General features: G+C 67.0%; 16 protein-coding genes and 1 pseudogene. 13 read left to right on the top strand and 4 right to left on the bottom strand.

Annotated features, from left to right (window positions below):
* Nucleotides 1-173: 173 nt before the first annotated feature.
* Nucleotides 174-836: a JAB domain-containing protein gene (locus AC0Z36_RS10460; protein ID WP_485462485.1), complete on the top strand. Its 663-nt coding sequence runs from the start codon at nt 174-176 to the stop codon at nt 834-836.
* 50 nt (nt 837-886) lie between these two features.
* On the opposite strand, the gene AC0Z36_RS10465 is transcribed toward AC0Z36_RS10460, so the two are convergent.
* Together AC0Z36_RS10465 and AC0Z36_RS10470 are read right to left on the bottom strand one after the other, a co-directional pair.
* Nucleotides 887-2314, bottom strand: a complete 1428-nt coding sequence (locus AC0Z36_RS10465) for a threonine/serine exporter family protein (protein WP_485462486.1) — start codon at nt 2312-2314, stop codon at nt 887-889.
* Between the two features lie 123 nt (nt 2315-2437).
* Complete coding sequence (locus tag AC0Z36_RS10470) at nt 2438-3274, bottom strand: DUF2470 domain-containing protein (protein ID WP_485462487.1); 837 nt, start codon at nt 3272-3274, stop codon at nt 2438-2440.
* Nucleotides 3275-3410: 136 nt separating this feature from the next.
* Between AC0Z36_RS10470 and rpsD the strand changes: the two genes are divergently transcribed.
* The 5 genes from rpsD (at nt 3411) to AC0Z36_RS10495 (ending at nt 9195) form a co-directional block, all read left to right on the top strand.
* A complete protein-coding gene (gene rpsD / locus AC0Z36_RS10475) occupies nt 3411-4019 on the top strand; it encodes a 30S ribosomal protein S4 (RefSeq protein WP_485462488.1) in 609 nt (202 codons plus the stop codon).
* A gap of 142 nt (nt 4020-4161) precedes the next feature.
* Entirely contained in the window at nt 4162-4590 is a 429-nt protein-coding gene (locus AC0Z36_RS10480) for a DUF948 domain-containing protein (protein ID WP_485462489.1), read from the top strand.
* Complete coding sequence (locus AC0Z36_RS10485; protein WP_485462490.1) at nt 4590-4925, top strand: DUF6167 family protein; 336 nt, start codon at nt 4590-4592, stop codon at nt 4923-4925. The genes AC0Z36_RS10480 and AC0Z36_RS10485 overlap by 1 nt, the downstream gene beginning before the upstream one ends.
* Nucleotides 4925-7594 carry an alanine--tRNA ligase gene (gene alaS / locus AC0Z36_RS10490; RefSeq protein ID WP_485462491.1) on the top strand — a complete coding sequence of 890 codons (2670 nt, stop codon included), beginning with the start codon at nt 4925-4927 and terminating at the stop codon, nt 7592-7594. Before AC0Z36_RS10485 ends, alaS begins: the two co-directional genes overlap by 1 nt.
* Before the next feature lie 11 nt (nt 7595-7605).
* On the top strand, nt 7606-9195 hold the full coding sequence (locus AC0Z36_RS10495) for a recombinase family protein (protein WP_485462492.1): 1590 nt from the start codon (nt 7606-7608) through the stop codon (nt 9193-9195).
* A gap of 78 nt (nt 9196-9273) precedes the next feature.
* Here AC0Z36_RS10495 and AC0Z36_RS10500 read toward each other — a convergent pair whose 3' ends face one another.
* Both AC0Z36_RS10500 and AC0Z36_RS10505 read right to left on the bottom strand, forming a co-directional pair.
* On the bottom strand, nt 9274-9486 hold the full coding sequence (locus AC0Z36_RS10500; protein WP_485462493.1) for a DUF397 domain-containing protein: 213 nt from the start codon (nt 9484-9486) through the stop codon (nt 9274-9276).
* Nucleotides 9483-10298: a helix-turn-helix domain-containing protein gene (locus AC0Z36_RS10505; protein WP_485462494.1), complete on the bottom strand. Its 816-nt coding sequence runs from the start codon at nt 10296-10298 to the stop codon at nt 9483-9485. The genes AC0Z36_RS10500 and AC0Z36_RS10505 overlap by 4 nt, the downstream gene beginning before the upstream one ends.
* Nucleotides 10299-10615: 317 nt before the next feature.
* On the opposite strand from AC0Z36_RS10505, the gene AC0Z36_RS10510 reads away from it, so the two are divergent.
* From AC0Z36_RS10510 to AC0Z36_RS10540, 7 genes and pseudogenes are all read left to right on the top strand, one after another.
* Nucleotides 10616-10810 (top strand): hypothetical protein, encoded by a 195-nt coding sequence (locus AC0Z36_RS10510; protein ID WP_485462495.1) that lies wholly within the window; start codon nt 10616-10618, stop codon nt 10808-10810.
* Nucleotides 10807-11358: a hypothetical protein gene (locus AC0Z36_RS10515; RefSeq protein ID WP_485462496.1), complete on the top strand. Its 552-nt coding sequence runs from the start codon at nt 10807-10809 to the stop codon at nt 11356-11358. The genes AC0Z36_RS10510 and AC0Z36_RS10515 overlap by 4 nt, the downstream gene beginning before the upstream one ends.
* A gap of 360 nt (nt 11359-11718) precedes the next feature.
* Nucleotides 11719-12804, top strand: coding sequence for a methyltransferase domain-containing protein (locus tag AC0Z36_RS10520; protein ID WP_485462497.1), 1086 nt, complete (start codon nt 11719-11721; stop codon nt 12802-12804).
* A 343-nt stretch (nt 12805-13147) separates the two neighbouring features.
* A pseudogene (ruvX, locus tag AC0Z36_RS10525) lies at nt 13148-13603 on the top strand (Holliday junction resolvase RuvX); the annotation flags it as partial.
* A 106-nt stretch (nt 13604-13709) separates the two neighbouring features.
* A complete protein-coding gene (mltG, locus tag AC0Z36_RS10530; RefSeq protein ID WP_485462498.1) occupies nt 13710-14885 on the top strand; it encodes an endolytic transglycosylase MltG in 1176 nt (391 codons plus the stop codon).
* Nucleotides 14858-15724, top strand: coding sequence for a shikimate dehydrogenase (locus tag AC0Z36_RS10535; protein ID WP_485462499.1), 867 nt, complete (start codon nt 14858-14860; stop codon nt 15722-15724). The genes mltG and AC0Z36_RS10535 overlap by 28 nt, the downstream gene beginning before the upstream one ends.
* A gap of 197 nt (nt 15725-15921) precedes the next feature.
* The gene (locus tag AC0Z36_RS10540; protein WP_485462500.1) at nt 15922-16725 is read left to right on the top strand and encodes a hypothetical protein; all 804 of its coding nucleotides are present in this window, start codon (nt 15922-15924) and stop codon (nt 16723-16725) included.
* Nucleotides 16726-16875: the final 150 nt, after the last annotated feature.

Genomic DNA, 16875 nt, shown 5'->3' on the forward strand with positions numbered 1-16875 from the left:
GGAAAATGAACCGGGGAGAATTCGTGTCGGAAAATCATCCGATCGGGTGACAGCCCGGTGACTGGACCGTTGACGTCCGGTCACGCCGCGATCCTGGTACGGGAATCCCAGACTGACGGGGCTCCCGCCCAGGACGCCGGGAGGACACCCGGCGCGGCGGAGGGGGCTGCTGAATGCGCGTCAAGGACCTGCCCGCCCAGCAGCGCCCCCGCGAACGACTCCTCAACAGCGGTGCCGAAGCCCTCGCCGACCGCGAACTGCTCGCCCTGCTCCTGGGCTCCGGCACCGCCGACCACGACGCCGTCGAACTCGCCGGACGGCTCATCGCCCGCCACGGCGGGCTGTACGAACTCTCCCGCGCCGACCCGCACGAACTGCTGATCCTCCCCGGCATGGGCCCGGCCAAGGCCGCCAGGATCGCAGCCGCCTTCCAGCTCGCCCGGCGGGCCCGCCCCGATACGGCCCGGTCACGTATCGCCGAACCCGAGGGGCTGGCCGCAGTCGCCGCGCCACTGCTCCACGGACTGCGTCGCGAGCGCGTGCTCGTCATCGTGGGTGACTCGTCGAGCGCGGTGCTGCGGACGGTCCTGCTCACCGAGGGGGCCGCCGACCGCAGCCTGATCCCCGTGCGCGACGTCCTGGCGGTGGTCCTCGCGGCGGGCGGCACCACCTTCGGTGTCGCGCACAACCACCCGAGCGGGAATCCCGAACCCAGCGAGCCCGACCGCTTCGTGACGGCCCGTCTGCTGGAGGCGGCGGCGATGGTGGGTCTGCGCTTCACCGGCCATGTGGTGGTCACCGACGGGGACTGGCGGCTGATCCGTACCGAGCGGTGAAGCGGGCGGACCCCAGTCGCCGTCCCGGTTTCCGTTGCCCGGAACAGGCCCTAGAACCCGCGGGTACGCTTCGCCGCGGCACGCAGTGCGCCGCTGTCGCGCGCGGGTGACGGCAGTACGAACCGCGAGACCTCGTTGCCCAGGTTGACCCCGATCGCCAGCGCCAGGGCCAGCGACGTCGCGGTGGTCAGTCCCTTCATCCCCGCGTCGATGTCGTTGTGCGAGATCGCCAGCAGCCCCTGGTACAACGCGCTGCCGGGCAGCAGCGGACCGATCGCCGGGACGATGTACGGCAGCGCCGACACCCGCTCCACCCTGGCGAGGAGCTGGCCGAGGAGGCCCACGAGACCGCTGGCGACCAACGTGCCCAGGACCGGCGCCGCACCCGTGCCGATCATCACCTGGACCACCGCCCAGCTGATCCCGCCGCCGGCCGCCGCCAGCGGCAGCACCCGGTGGCGGGCCTGCACCAGGATCGCGAAGGTCAGCGACACCCCGGCCGCCGCCAGGATCTGCACCGGCGGGTTCGACTTGACCTCGAACGCGCCCTCGACGTTGAAGTCGATCTCCAGCTGCGCCGCGCAGTAGAGCACCAGGGAGATGCCGCAGATCAGACCGATGATGAGGTACGCGACCTCAAGCAGCCGGGCGGCGGCGGTGATGTAGAAGCCGGTGAGACCGTCCTGTACGGCCGCGACCAGTGCGCGTCCGGGCAGGAACGCGAACAGGCCACCGGTCACGACCGCGTACGGCTTGACGCCGATCTCAAGTTTGATCATCAGGGCGGCCAGCATGGTGGCCGGCACCGCCGCGAGGACGAACTGGTAGAACTCCGGGACCCCGCGGGTCGCCAGCGCCTGTGCGAGCCGGTCGCCCGTCACCGCGGCCAGGAACGCCGCCGCGGCGACGATCGGCCCCGCGCCGACCATGATGCTGGCGGTCGCCGCGACGCCGCCGGTCGCCGCCATCACCACCCATTTCGAGTACGGGTGCCGGTTGCGGCGGATGTCCGCGAGCCGGTGGTAGGCCTCTTCGAGGGAGAGCTCGTTGGTGGTGATGTCCTCCAGGAGGAGGTGCGCCTCGTCGAGCCTGTTGAAGTCCACCGCGCGCCGCCGGACCACCCGCTCCCCGGTGATCGGCGGGTCCACCAGCGACGGCTGGTGGGACAGCGTGATCGAGTTGAACGTCACGTTGGTCTGGCAGCGGTCCAGGCCGTACGCGGACGTGACGCCGAGCATCGCCGCCTCGACGTCCTCGCCGCCCTCACCGCTGCCGAGCAGGAGTTCCCCCGTACGCAAGGCCATGTCGATGACGCGGGGTACGGACACCGTCTGCTCGGGCTTGGGCTCGACGACCACCGGGACGGCCATCGTGCCGCCCACCCGCAGTTGGGTGCGCATCCGGTCCTGCCACGGCTTGACCGCGGGACGCCGGGCGGCCGGTTCGGTCGAGTCGTCGCGTACGTGCGGCTCGGTCACCGGACGGTTCCTCCCGTGCTGGCCGGAGAGTGAAGGTTGCTGCTCCGTGGAGAACTCTATTGATCTTGTCCGATTAGTGTGCTCCATGCCCGGCGGGACGCGCGCTCCAGGGGGTTGCGGAGATCATGTTTCGTTGCGCAGGGATTCCGCGGGCTCAAGGAGGCGGCGCAGCGCCGCGCCGAGGTCCTCGGGCCCGGTCACCGGTTTTTCGAAGTCGAAGCGGAGGTCGCAGGTGCTGTCGTCCGCACCCCAGCAGCGCAGCCGCAGGCCGTACTGGTCCAGGGAGACGGGGGCCACGTTCGCCAGCGGCTGCGGGGTCTCCACGAAGGTGGCGAGCGTGGAAAGTTGTTCGCTGTGCGCGGCGGCGAGGTGCTGGAGCAGTTCCGGTTCGCAGACCGCCAGGGGGTCGGCGGAGGCTTCGGCGAAGTCCTCGGGCTCGACGTGCCCGGCACCCCACAGGTCGTCGACGAGGACTTCGCCGACTTCGAGGCGGACGACGCAGTGGCCCCTGTCGTAGGCCAGGGACGCCGGGTCTCCGGTGGCGTCCTCGAGGAGTTGTGCGGCCGCGGCGGCGTCCGCGCCGGTGGGGACGGACAGCCAGCCGGCGATCCAGGCGTGCGCCCTCACCCGGTGTGGCACGGCGACCGGGGCTACGTCGATCAGGTGCAGGACGGCGGCCATGTCGCCCCCGCCGTCGAGCGCGGCGGCGTCGAGTACGGCCGTGCCGATCCCGGGCGGAAGGAACATAAGTACGCTTCCGTCTGTTTCCACATAGCGTGCGGCCGGAATGATGCCGTCCTCTTCGTGCGCGCTCTCTGCCCCCGGCAGGTCGAGCCGGGCGGAGGAGGCGTGTGCGGCGAGCGTGCGGGCGCGGGCTGCCGCGTCGGGCCGACCGCCCGGGGCGCAGGCGTCGCCGCAGTCGTCCAGGTCGGTCGGGAACGGCTCGGTGCTGCGGGACATGCGTCCTCCTGGGTCGGTCCACCGGTGCGTGCGCCGGGCTGGACTTTCCCTCCGGCGACGCGATCGCTAAGGTAAGCCTTACCTAAGTCGTGGCTGCTTGGCAAACACCAGTTCCATTCCGCTGTCGGAGGTTTCGTTGAACCAGTCCCGCCCCAAGGTCAAGCGCAGCCGTGCGCTGGGGATCGCACTTACGCCCAAGTCGCAGAAGTACCTCGAGAACCGCCCGTACCCGCCGGGCGAGCACGGTCGCGGCCGCAAGAAGGAGACCGACTATAAGACGCGTCTCCAGGAGAAGCAGAAGCTCCGCTTCCAGTACGACATCTCCGAGAAGCAGATGAAGCTGGCCTGGGACCGCGCCGTCAAGCGTGAGGGCAAGGCCGGTGAGCAGCTGATCATCACGCTGGAGCGCCGCCTGGACGCGTTCATCCTGCGTGCCGGTTTCGCCCGCACCATCTACCAGGCCCGGCAGATGGTCACCCACGGCCACATCCAGGTCAACGACGTCAAGGTCGACCGCCCGTCGTACGCGCTGCGCCCGGACGACGTCGTCGAGGTCCGCGAGAAGAGCCGCGCCAAGCCGCTCTTCGAGCTGGTCCGGGCCGGCGCCTTCGCCGCCGAGACCACGCCGCGCTATCTCCAGGTCAACCTCGGTGCGCTCGCGGCCCGGCTCGACCGGCTGCCGAACCGCAACGAGATCCCGGTGATCTGCGAAGAGCAGCTGGTCGTCGAGTTCTACTCGCGCTGACCTGATGCGACTGAGCCCCGGCGGACCGTCACGGTCCGCCGGGGCTCAGTGTCGTCACCCCGGCGCGATAGGATCGGGCCCTCGGGGGCGTACGTACATCACGACACCCCTCCCACCCGATCTACGCAGGGAGCGCATCACGTTGTCCGGTGGAGAAGTCGCGTTGATGATCATCGCGGTGTTCTGGGCGATCCTGGTCGCCTTCCTCGCGGTGGTGCTGGTCAAGTTGGTCAAGGTGCTGAAGGAGGCGACCCGTCTGGTCGCCGACACCGCCGACCGCACCGCACCGCTGCTCGACGAGATGACCGACGCGGTCCGGGCGACCAACGCGCAGCTCGTACGGGTCGACTCGATCGCCGGGAACGTCCAGACGATGACGGGGAACGCCACCGCGCTGTCCTCCACGGTCGCCGCGACGCTCGGCGGCCCGCTCGTCAAGGCGTCCGCCTTCTCGTACGGCGTCAAGCGGGCGCTGTCCGCACAGCACCGTACGGAGCTCGGCAAGCGGGTGCGCTCGTCCGCCCGCGCCGAGCGGGTGGCCCGGCAGCGCAACAACCGGGGGAAGTCCTGATGGCCAGTCGCATCTTCTGGATGGCCGTCGGCGCGGGCGCGAGCGTCTGGGCCATGGGCAAGGTCAAGGACAAGGCCCGCAAGTACACGCCTGAAGGCGTCGCGGACAACGTGACCGGCATCGGTGAGGCCATCCGCTACTTCGCGGACGAGGTCCGCGCGGGGATGGCCGAGCGCGAGTCCGAGATCTACCGCGAGATCGGCGCCGACGTGCTCGGCGCGCAGCCGCGGACGATCACCGGCAAAACTCAGTACCCAGCGCTCCCCGCGTCGCGTACACCTGAACTCCCTGACTACAGCAACGACAACAGGTACGACCGGAAGGACCGACGCTGATGGATTCCGCAGAGATCCGTAGCCGCTGGCTGCGCTTCTTCGAGGAGCGCGGGCACACCGTCGTCCCGTCGGCGTCGCTGATCGCGGACGACCCGACGCTGCTTCTGGTGCCGGCCGGCATGGTCCCGTTCAAGCCCTACTTCCTGGGCGAGGTCAAGGCACCGTTCCCACGGGCGACCAGCGTGCAGAAATGCGTCCGTACTCTCGACATCGACGAGGTCGGCAAGACCACCCGCCACGGGTCGTTCTTCCAGATGTGCGGCAACTTCTCGTTCGGCGACTACTTCAAGGAACGGGCGATCACGCTCGCCTGGGAGCTGCTGACCACCCCGGTGGCCGACGGCGGCTACGGCCTGGAGCCCGAGAAGCTCTGGATCACCGTCTACCTCGACGACGACGAGGCCGAGCAGATCTGGCGCGAGAAGGTCGGCGTGCCCGCCGAACGCATCCAGCGCCTCGGCAAGGCCGACAACTACTGGTCGATGGGCGTGCCCGGCCCCTGCGGACCGTGCTCGGAGATCAACTACGACCGCGGCCCCGCGTACGGCGAAGCGGGCGGCCCGGCCGTCAACGGTGAACGCTACCTGGAGATCTGGAACCTGGTCTTCATGCAGTTCATCCGGGGCGAGGGCACCGGCAAGGACGACTTCGAAATCCTCGGCGACCTGCCGGCCCCCTCGGTGGACACCGGGCTGGGCCTGGAGCGGCTGGCCACGCTCCTCCAGGGCGTCGACAACCTGTACGAGATCGACACGTCGCGGCCGATCCTCGACCGCGCCGCCGAGCTGTCCGGCCGCACCTACGGCGCCGACGGGCAGAGCGACGTCAAGCTGCGTGTCATCGCAGACCACGTCCGTACGGCCGTCATGCTCATCAGCGACGGCGTCGTCCCGGGCAACGAGGGCCGCGGCTACGTGCTGCGCCGCATGATGCGCCGGGCCATCCGCAACATGCGTCTGCTCGGCGCTCCCGACACCACCCTGGGTGACCTGGTCGCCACCACCGTCAAGGTGATGGGGCCGCAGTACCCCGAGCTGGTCACCGACTCCGCGCGCATCGACGCGGTCTCGGTCGCCGAGGAGGTCCGCTTCCTGGACCGTCTCCAGGCCGGCACCGGCTTCCTGGACACCGCCGTCACCGAGGCCAAGGCCGCCGGGCGGTCGGTCATCTCCGCGGGCGTGGCGTTCAAGCTCCACGACACCGAGGGCTTCCCGATCGACCTGACCCTCGAAATGGCCGCCGAACAGGGCCTGATGGTCGACGAGGACGGCTTCCGCCGCCTCATGCAGGAGCAGAAGCAGCGGGCCAAGGCCGACGCGCGGCAGAAGAAGATGGGTCACGCCGACCTGTCCTCCTACCGTGCGGTCGCCGACAAGTCAGGCACCACGGTCTTCACCGGCTACGACTCCACGGTCTCCGAGTCCACCGTCGTGGGCCTGCTCGTCGACGGTGTCCCGGCCCCGGCCGCCCGCGAGGGCGACGAGGTCGAGGTCGTCCTGGACCGCACCCCGTTCTACGCCGAGGGCGGCGGCCAGCTCGCCGACGCGGGCCGGATCCGGGTCGACACCGGCGCGGTCATCGAGATCCGCGACGTGCAGCAGCCCGTCCCGGGTGTCAGCGTGCACAAGGGCGTCGTCCAGGTCGGCGAGGTGACGGTCGGCTCCAGCGCCGTCGCCGAGATCGACGTGACCCGCCGCCGGGCCATCGCCCGCGCGCACAGCGCCACGCACCTGACCCACCAGGCGCTGCGCGACGCACTCGGCCCGACGGCCGCGCAGGCCGGTTCGGAGAACGCCCCGGGCCGCTTCCGCTTCGACTTCGGCGCGCCCGCCGCGGTGCCCGCCGGGGTGCTGACGGACGTCGAGCAGAAGATCAACGAGGTCCTGTCCCGCGAGCTCGACGTCACCGCCGAGGTGATGAGCATGGCCGAGGCCAAGAAGCAGGGCGCCATCGCCGAGTTCGGCGAGAAGTACGGCGACCGGGTCCGCGTGGTCACCATCGGCGACTTCTCCAAGGAACTGTGCGGCGGCACCCACGTGGGCAACACCGCGCAGCTCGGCCTGGTCAAGCTGCTCGGCGAGTCCTCCATCGGTGCCGGTGTGCGCCGCGTCGAGGCACTCGTCGGCGTGGACGCGTACAACTTCCTCGCCCGCGAGCACACGATCGTCAACCAGCTCACCGAGGTGGTCAAGGGCCGCCCCGAGGAGCTGCCCGACCGGGTCGCCGGGATCATGGCGAAGCTCAAGGAAGCCGAGAAGGAGATCGCCCGGCTGCGCGGCGCCCAGGTGCTGCAAGCAGCCGGTGCGCTCGCCGCCGGGGCCGTGGACGTCAACGGTGTCGCGCTGGTCGTCTCGCAGTTGCCCGACGGCACCGGGCCCGACGACCTGCGCAAACTCGCGCTCGACGTCCGGCAGCGGCTGAGCGGCCGTCCGGCCGCCGTCGCGGTCGTGTCGGTCGTGAAGGGCAAGCCGATGGTCGTGGTCGCCGCCAACGACGCCGCGCAGCAGCGCGGGGTCAAAGCCGGTGAGCTGGTCCGCGTCGCGGCCCAGACCCTCGGCGGCGGCGGTGGCGGCAAGCCCGACGTCGCCCAGGGCGGCGGTTCGGACCCCGCGAAGGTGGCTGAAGCCATCGACGCCGTCACCAGGACGGTCGCCGAGAAGACTGCCTGATCTGCTGCCGGATGTACGACAATCGGGGGCGGTGCGTCATTTATGACGCGCCGTCCCCTCTTCGCGTACTGCTAGCTATCCGACTCTCCCTAGAGACGGACGTCACCACAAGCCCTGAGCGGCAGCTCAAGGAAGGCCGAGAGTACTGCGCACGCAACAACATGACCCTTGTAGGTGTGGCGCAAGACCTGTCGGTGTCTGCGTCTACTACGCCACCATGGAAGAGACCTGAACTGTCGTCATGGCTGGACAGGGCCCCGGAGTTCGACCTCATTCTCTTCTGGCGACTCGACAGGTTCGTGAGGCGCGTGGACGACCTGCACGAGATGATCAAGTGGGCACAGGATCACGGAGGCAAGGGCCTGGTCAGCATGACCGAGCCCTTTGACTTGAACACGCCCATGGGCGAGGTCATGGCAACGATGATCGCCGCGTTTGCGCGCATGGAGGCCCGAGCCGTCTCCGAGCGCGTTACGAACATGAAGGCACACCTCCGGGCTACGTCTCGATGGTCCGGCGGCAAGGCCCCGTACGGCCTTGAGGTCTACGCCAAGGACAGCGCCAAGTACCTGAGGATCAACAAGACCACTGCCGCAGTCGTCAAGGAAGCCGCTGACAGGATCATCGCGGGTGAAGGCATGTCACAGATCTGTCGAGACTTCACAGAACGGGGCGTAAAAACCCCTGCTGAAGAAGCCGTAAAGCCCAGAGGCGAACGAGGCAGCACACCGCGCTACAGGACGGAAGAAGGACACCGACCCTGGCACCCCCACAGTTTGAAGGTAGTCCTCATCTCCGAAAACTTGATCGGGGTGAAAACCAGATCCGAGAAGGTTCCTGGAAAAACTTACACACGGCGAGTACCGGTCTATGACACAGAGGGCAAGAAGGTGATTATTTGTGAACCGATCCTCACCCCCGAGAAGTGGGAAGCCCTACAGAAGGCGATTTCAGAGATATCAAGATTCTCCCCTAAGCAAGCCAAGAACGTAACACCTTTCCTCGGAGTTTTGGAGTGCGGGGGCTGCAATATGAACCTCCATATCCATACCGTGAAGAGGACACTCGCGAGCGGTGAAGCGAAGGTCTATACCTCATACAGGTGCATGCGCCGGCCGGGGAAGCCTGCCTGCCCAGGGTATGCCTTCAAGCCCGAAGAGGAGATCATTGCCCCTCTTATGGCTGAGGTTCTTAAGGAGATCGGCGGCAAGCCGGTCACCCGCAGAGTCTACGTTGTCGGAAATGGCAGCTCGGAGAAACTTGAGGAGCTACAGGAATCCATCACACGCCACATGGCGTATCTGGAACCCGGCGGCCTCTATGACAAGCCGTTCCTTCGCGAAAAGGGTGAGAAAATCCTAGTCAACCTGAGCGAGGAGTACGAGAGAATTACAGCCCTCGGCGAGAAGGCGAAGGATCATTGGGAGTACCAAGAGCTTGGAATGACTTATGCAGAGCGGTGGGACAACAAGGACTTTGATGAGATAACTCAAGACTTGATCAAGGGTGGAATCAAAATGTACTGCCACCCAAGAAACAGGGGTGGCCACGAATTGTTCATCCCCGAGGATCTGAGAGAACGCTTCTCTAAATCCCTCTAAAAGAAGAAGCCCGGCACTCCTTTCAAGGGGTGCCGGGCTTCTTACATGAGGGTGACGGAACTTCGGTCAGGCAGACGTTCAGCCGTGGGACTTGGCGAAGGCGACCAACCCGGCAAAGCTTGCAGCGGTCAACGTGAGGTGCGGGCCGTCCGGGATCTTGCTGTCCCGGATCAGGAACTCGCCGGTCTCTGCGGCGTGATCTGGCGCCCACTCGATGCACTGTCCGCCGTTGCCGTCTGAATACGACGACTTGACCCACTGCAACGACTGGGGGTCTGTGTTGCTCGTCATGAGAGTTCCTTGATCCTGTCTCGTAGTGCGTTGATCGACTTTGCCGGGGACAGGGCGTCCGCCTGAAGCCGTTCGTACTGCGAAACGCCAGTAGCAACGATGGCGGCGGAGTCATGCACTTGCCCAAGCCCTCGGGTCTCAGCGTAGAGGACGGGGGGTGTTTCGTCGCCAAACATAAGCAGGGTGAAGGCTTGCGACGCTGGGGCTACCGCCGTGAACGGCAGAACTTGTATGACCACGTGGGGCGAGTCCGCAAGGGCAACCAAGTGTTCTAGCTGCTCTCGCATGACTGCGGGACCCCCGACCATGCGATAGAGGCAGCTTTGATCAAGAACAACCCACAGCAAGGGGTTGTCGGGGCGGTCCAGCAACGAGCGGCGTTCTAGGCGCGTTGTCACCTTTGTCTGAATTGCTTCGTCTGTGTCGCGAGGGTGGAACGCGCGGAAGACTGCTTCAGCATAGGCCGGCGTCTGCAAGGGTCCCGGGACGAAGTAGGTCTCAAAGATCAAGATCTTTTCGGCTTTGTCTTCGAGATCCAAGTATGGGACGAACCACTCAGGGTGCCCGTGTTGTGCGATCCGCTCCCGCAACCGGGCGAAGTACCCAGGCGTACCGAAGAAGCGGTCACACCCTTCAGCGAAGTCCGGCGAACACAGGGCTTGGCCGTTCTTCACCTTCGAGACGTACGGGGGCTTGTAGCCCGTGAAGTCGGCTAGGGCCTGCCCCGTCTTCCCCGTGTGCGCTAGTGAGTGCTCTAACTCTTCGCCGAACCACTTCAACCCGTCAGCCGATTCCGGCTGCCTCTTGTCCATGGGTGCAACTCCCACCTTTCCAAGTTCCTTGGAAACACGCTGCCTCTAGCCCAGCGTACGCCGACTCACTCACTCTGTGTGTAGTGCCCGTGGCAATCGAAAACCAGACGTGATGGAGGGTCAATCGTGGCCGGTGAGTGTTCGTCAACTCTCGTGCTGAGCCTGTCCCTTCTCGAACTTGCCGCCGTAGCCGACTGCCTGATCTGTCAGACGGCAGTGAAGGGGCGCACGGCGGCAAGGGCGTTTGGAAGCCCGATCACTGCGGCCGGCTTCAACACGATCATCACGCAGCACCCGCACCGGAAGGACGCGGAACAGTGAAGACCAGTAACGCCAACAAGGACGACGACACCCCCAAGCCCGTCGCGTTGCCGAAGCGCACGCCCGGCAAGGCGTGGAACAGCGTTGCCGGTAACCGGAACTCCGTTACCCGCGCTGACAGCCCGACCATGGACGAGCTGCGCAATCGCGTAAGGGAAGAGAACCGGTTGCGTCGGGTGAACGGCCTGTGAGCACGCTGGCGAAGTCGGCCCTGAAGTTCAGCCAGGAAGGTGCACCGCTCAGCCGGAACGGCGGAGAAGACGGGCTGACATACCCGGTTCTGGGCGACACGGCGGCGGTCCTTCGTCAGGTGGGCGAAGCCGTTGCACGGCTCATGGCGTCGTGGGATCTCCTACGTGACCATGCCTTCCGCAGCGACGTCGCGGACGCCGTGAACGTCCTCGTGGCCCACTCGATCCAGCACGCGCGGTATCTGAGACAGCACAAGCACGCGTCGCTGAAGTTGCGCTACGCCCGGACACAGGGGTTTGGGGCGACGGGATGGCTGTACATCGACTGCCGCGACCACGACCCCCGAATCCCGCTGATCCTGTCCGGTTCCGGCTCGTGGAAGTCATACGTCCGCAACCTGCCACCTGAGCGCGCAAGGGCGCGGCGCGGTCTTCCCTTCATCGCACTCGTGGCGGACAGGCACAACGGGGACCTGAGTGCCGCACTCGACGGCGACGGCCGGGGCAGAACCATTCGGCTAAAAATGGCCGTACCGGCCGTGCACTGACACAGACTCCCGATCCTGCCGGATGTCACCCAACGTTGGCTCCCCCAGCACGGAAGCCCGGCAGGGTCGGGGTACAACCCCGTCATCGCGATGACGGGTACAACAGTTCCGTTCCCGACAGGCTTCTTCCTGACCCGCCTGAATGGTGCCGCTGAGTGGTCGGCGGTAGGAACTGAGCAATGCCCCGGCCGGCACACCCATCCCCGTGTTGGCCGGGGTTCCCAATCGTTCCAACAAGAAGGAGAAGGCCATGGGTAACGACCCGAAGCACGGCAAGGAGAAAGAGCCGCTGCCCGTGCCCAACCCGGACAAGAGGCCCCCGCCGGACACGGGTAAGCGAGGAAAATGAAAGGCCAGCAAGTGACCAGTGTGGAACGTCGGGACTTCATCCCGGACGTGATTTGGCCGTTCGATACGGACACGGACACCTACGGGTCGGCCGTGGACCGGCGAACGGACCCGGACGCGTGGGAAGCGGCGGTGTCTGCGGACATCCCCCTTGTCACGCAGTGGGACGACGGAAAGCACACCGGGACGGATCCGGGGACAACGGCGTCTTCGTCCGCTTCGATGCCCGGTGCCGTGGACGATATGTTTGACGCGCTGCGTCCGATCGTGGGCGGGACCTATCTCGACATCGGGACAGGCACCGGCTACACGGCCGCACGGATCAAGGAAATTGCCGGGCGCGTCGGGAACGTCTTCTCCATCGAAGTAGACCCGGACCTAGCAGCGACGGCCCGGGAAAACATGACGCGAGCGGATGTCTTCGTGCGTGTGCACACCGGGGACGGGTTCGAGGGGTTCGACCGGGAAGGCCCGTTCAATGGAATCCATGTGACTTGTGGAATCCGGCGCGTGTCGTACGAGTGGGTGAAGCAGACCCTTCCGGGCGGGCGGATCGTCCTTCCGTGGGGAACCGATTTCACACCGCACGACCGGCTTCTGACACTGACCGTCAACAACGACGGCTCAGCGTCGGGCGGTTTTGCCGGCGGGCTGTCCTTCATGAAGATGCGGGCACAGCGCCTGGGGATCGACCCAGACGACTACCGGCATGATGGATGGGCGAAGGACGCACGGGAGCCGGGAACCGGCCTTGCGCGTAAGGCCGTTGAAGAATTCGGGGATCCCGATGTGGGGTTCGTGATTGGGCTTCAGGTGCCCAACTGTGTTTCTCACGTGTACGAGGCGGACGGGGATTTGGTCGCGTGGTTCTACTCCACGTGGGACAAGTCGTTTGCGTATGTGTGCTTCAGCGAAGGTGAACCGACAGACGTCCGTGAAGTCGGGGAACGGTCGCTGTGGACGGATGTGGAAGCGGCCTACCGGTGGTGGATCGACCATGACCGCCCGGAACCTGAACTGTTCGGACTGACCGTCAACGGCGACGGGCAGCGCGTGTGGTTCGACAAACCCAACGGCGAGTCCTGGGCGTTGAGCTGAAGTAACAGAGCCCCCAGCCTTGATGGCCGGAAGGCCTAACAAGAAGACCCCTGCTATCGACTAGCGGGGGTCTTCTCGCGGTTGTGGTGCGATCACTATCAAGTGAACGATGTAGATGCTAGCTCAAGCCATGTAGGACTGACCGGGAAAACAACTCTGTCGACGCCACTGGCATTGATCAACATCTGGCAGCCATGACAGGGACCTGAGTGTCGTCCACTTAGAATGTTCATATGCCTCCCCCGAAGCATGTGCGCTAAAAATCGTGTGCTCCAGCGTGTTCCCCCGCGTGTGCCCTGCCAAGGAGACGAACCTGTCCAGCCCCCAGTCCCATGAGCCGGTGATGAGGCGTGGCGTACGCCTCGCCGTCGATGTAGGAGACGCGCGGATCGGCCTGGCCGCCAGTGACCCGTACGGCCTGATCGCCTCGCCGGTGGAGACAGTCAAGGCCGGGCGCGGGGACATCGAGCGGATCGCCGGCCATGTCGTCGAACGCGCGGCGATCGAGGTCGTCGTCGGCCTGCCGCGCTCGCTGTCCGGCCACGAGGGGCCGGCCGCGGCCAAGTGCCGGGAGTTCGCGAGGAGGCTCGCCGCAGCGGTCGCGCCGGTGCGGGTGACGATGATCGACGAGCGGATGACGACGGTGACCGCGCACCAGAACCTGCGGGCCTCCGGGGTCAAGGGGCGCAAGCAGCGCAGTGTCGTAGACCAGGCCGCTGCCGTGGTCATCCTGCAGAATGCCCTGGAGACCGAGCGGGCCTCCGGGCGGCCGCCGGGCCGACCGGTTAAGGTCCCTTCCAAACCCGATATCCACCCGGGTGAGGGAACACCAGAAGTTCAGGCACCGGTAGACCAGGGCATGTCCGGCGACGGACCGGCCACTTCGGCGGAGAGCGGGCACGAGGATGAGTGACGTAGGGCTGCGGATGGACCACGAACCGCGCAGTCGGCGCCGCCAGGAAGACTCGGGCCGGCGTGGAGGCCGGGACGGCGGCAGGGGCGGCGGGCGGAGCCGTGGCCGCAAGAAACGCAGCGGCCTGGCCGTACTGCTCTCGTTCGTCATCGTGTTCGGCCTGATCGGCGGCGGCGGCTGGTACGCGTACAGCTTCCTCAAAGAGCAGTTCGGGGCTCCGGCCGACTACTCCGGCAAGGGCGACGCGAAGACGGTCGTGTTCATCGTCGAGAGCGGCTGGGTCGGTCAGAAGATCGGCAACGAGCTCAAGAAGCAGGGCGTCACCAAGAGCGTGGAGGCGTTCACCCAGGCCCTCACCAAGGACCCCGACCAGCGGCACGTGGAGGCGGGGGCGTACATCCTGCACCCGAAGATGCCCGCTAAGGCCGTCCTGGACGTCCTGGGGGACCCCAAGCAGCAGCAGTCGGTCGACGTGAAGCCTGGCAACCGGGCTTCGCAGGTCTACGCGGTGCTGGCCAAACAGATGGCCGTTCCGGTCGAGGAGTTCGTGAAGGCCGCCAAGGACCCCTCGATCGGTCTGCCGGAGTACGCCAAGGGCAATATCGAAGGCTTCCTCTACCCGGCGAAGTATCCGGCCGCGCCGGGCATGAAGCCGGTCGACGTGCTGAAGAAGATGGTCGCGCTGGCGAACGCCTCGTACAAGAAGATGGACCTGGAGGGGAAGGCCAAGGCGATCGGGCGCACCCCGTACGAGGCGATCATCATCGCGAGCATCGTGCAGGCCGAAGGCGCGAAGCCGGACGACTTCCCGAAGATCGCCGAGGTCATCGAGAACCGGGTGAAGACCAACATGAACCTGGGCATGGACTCGACGGTCAACTACGTCCTCAACAAGAGCGCCCTGGATCTGACGGTCGCGGATCTGAACACGGACAGCCCGTACAACACACGTCTGGCCAAGAACAAGGGACTGACCCTGCCGAGCCCCATCGGCAACCCGGGCAAGGACGCGCTCAACGGCACGTTCGCACCGTCCAACGAGGGCTGGCTCTTCTTCGTGACAACTGACCCGTCGATTCAGAAGACTGAGTTCGCCAAGAGCGACAAGGAATTCAAGGTCCTGGAAACGAAGCTCAGGGCGTGGCTGAAGGACCACCCGAACTCGTGACCGCTGCTGCCGCCGTGCGCCGGGCCGCGGTCCTCGGCTCGCCCATCGCCCATTCGCTCTCCCCGGTGCTGCACCGCGCCGCGTATGCGGCGCTGGGCCTTGAGGGCTGGTCCTACGAGTCCTACGACGTGGACGAGCGGACACTGCCCGGTTTCCTCGGGGAGCTCGACGACACGTGGGCCGGACTCTCCCTGACGATGCCGCTCAAGCGCGCGGTCATGCCGCTGCTCGACGAGGTCTCCGCCCTGGCGCGGGCCGTCGACGCGGTCAACACCGTGGTGTTCACCGCCGACGGCCGCCGGACCGGGGACAACACCGACGTCCCCGGCCTGGTCAACGCGCTGCGCGAACGCGGGGTCACACGGGTCCCCTCCGCCGCGGTCCTCGGCGCGGGGGCGACCGCAACGTCGGCGCTGGCCGCCCTGGGTGCCCTGACCGACGGTCCGGTGAGTGTCTTCGTACGGGGGGACTCACGTGCCGCGGAGATGCTGGCCGCGGGTGAACGCCTTGGCGTCACGGTCGTGCCGCACCCGTGGGAGCAGGCTGCTGATGGTCTGTCAGCACCGCTGGTGATCTCCACCACACCCAAGGGCTCCGCCGACCAGCTGGCGGCCGGACTCCCGGACGCACCGGGCGTGTTGTTCGACGTCGTCTACGACCCGTGGCCCACACCGCTGGCGGCGGCCTGGACGGGGCGGGGCGGCGCTGTGGTCAGCGGTCTGGACCTGCTGGTCCATCAGGCGGTGCTGCAAGTGGAGTTGATGACCGGGCGGACGGGTCCGCTGAAGGAGATGCGGGCTGCCGGCGAAGCCGCGCTCCGGGCGCGGACCGGCGTCTGAAACCACCGAGGAGGCCGTTGCGGCGTTCCACGGCTCGGCCGTCCGGGACGCCGCGGCGGCCGATTTCCTTTGTCTGCGCCGTTCGGGCTGTCCTATGATCATCCAGCGGGCCGGGGGAGCGGCAGAAACGTTCCGGCGAGGGATCTTCCCCACTGCCGGCGCAGTTTTCGATTCCCACTCCAAGCACGAGGTCCTCCATGTCTGTGTCCCGCCGTCTGGCCGCCACCGCGCTCGCCGTTCCGCTGCTCCTGATGACTGCCGCGTGCGGCGGTGACGACAAGAAGGCCGACGCCGCTCCTGCCGCGGACACCAAGGCGCCGGCCCCCGGCACTCCGGCTGCGGGCGCTCCTGCGACTGGTGCTCCGGCAGCAGGCGGGAAGCCGTCGGTGCCCGACGCCACACCGAAGTTCAGCGCGGACGGCCCGCCCGGGTCTAAGACCCTGACGCAGGCTCAGCTCGACGCGGCGGCACTCACCGCGCAGGACCTCTCCGGCGGCATGCAGGTCGTCGGCGGCCCGCCGCAGGACAAGTCGACGGCCAAGGCGGAGCCCGCCGCGTGCCAGCCGCTGGTAGACGTGGTGAGCCTGCCGAACGGCGCGGTCAAACCACAGGCGGCGGTCCAGAAGTCGATCGTCGGCACCGACCCGATGGCGCCGACTGTCGTCACGGTCGCCGCGTACACCTCTGACCAGGCGGCCAAGGTCTTCAGCGACGCGGCCCAGGCGTTCCCCGGCTGCCAGGCGTTCACGGTGGACGCCGGAGGGGAGAAGACGTCGTTCAAGCTGACCCAGGCCCCGTCGCCGCTCACCGGCGGGGACGTGGTGTCCTTCGCGTTCAAGTTCGAAGCCGAAGACGCCAAGCACGGCTACGTCGTCACACGCAACGGCTCGACGATCACCGTCGCGCTGCGCATGGACATGACTGGTGTGAAGAGCGACCTGCCCGACGCGGCGATCGTCACCGCGCAGTCCGCGAAGCTGAACGCCGCGCTCAAGGGCTGACAGTACGAACCGTCCGAACGCGCGAGCGGGGCCCCGGGGGGGGGCGCCCCCCCCGCGAAACCGGGGGGCCCCCCCCGCGCCCCCCCCCCGGGGGCGGGGGGCGCCCCCAAAACCCCCCCCCCCCGGGGCGTTCCCAAAAAAAAATGCCCC

Source organism: Kitasatospora sp. UYEF31 (genome assembly GCF_057291755.1).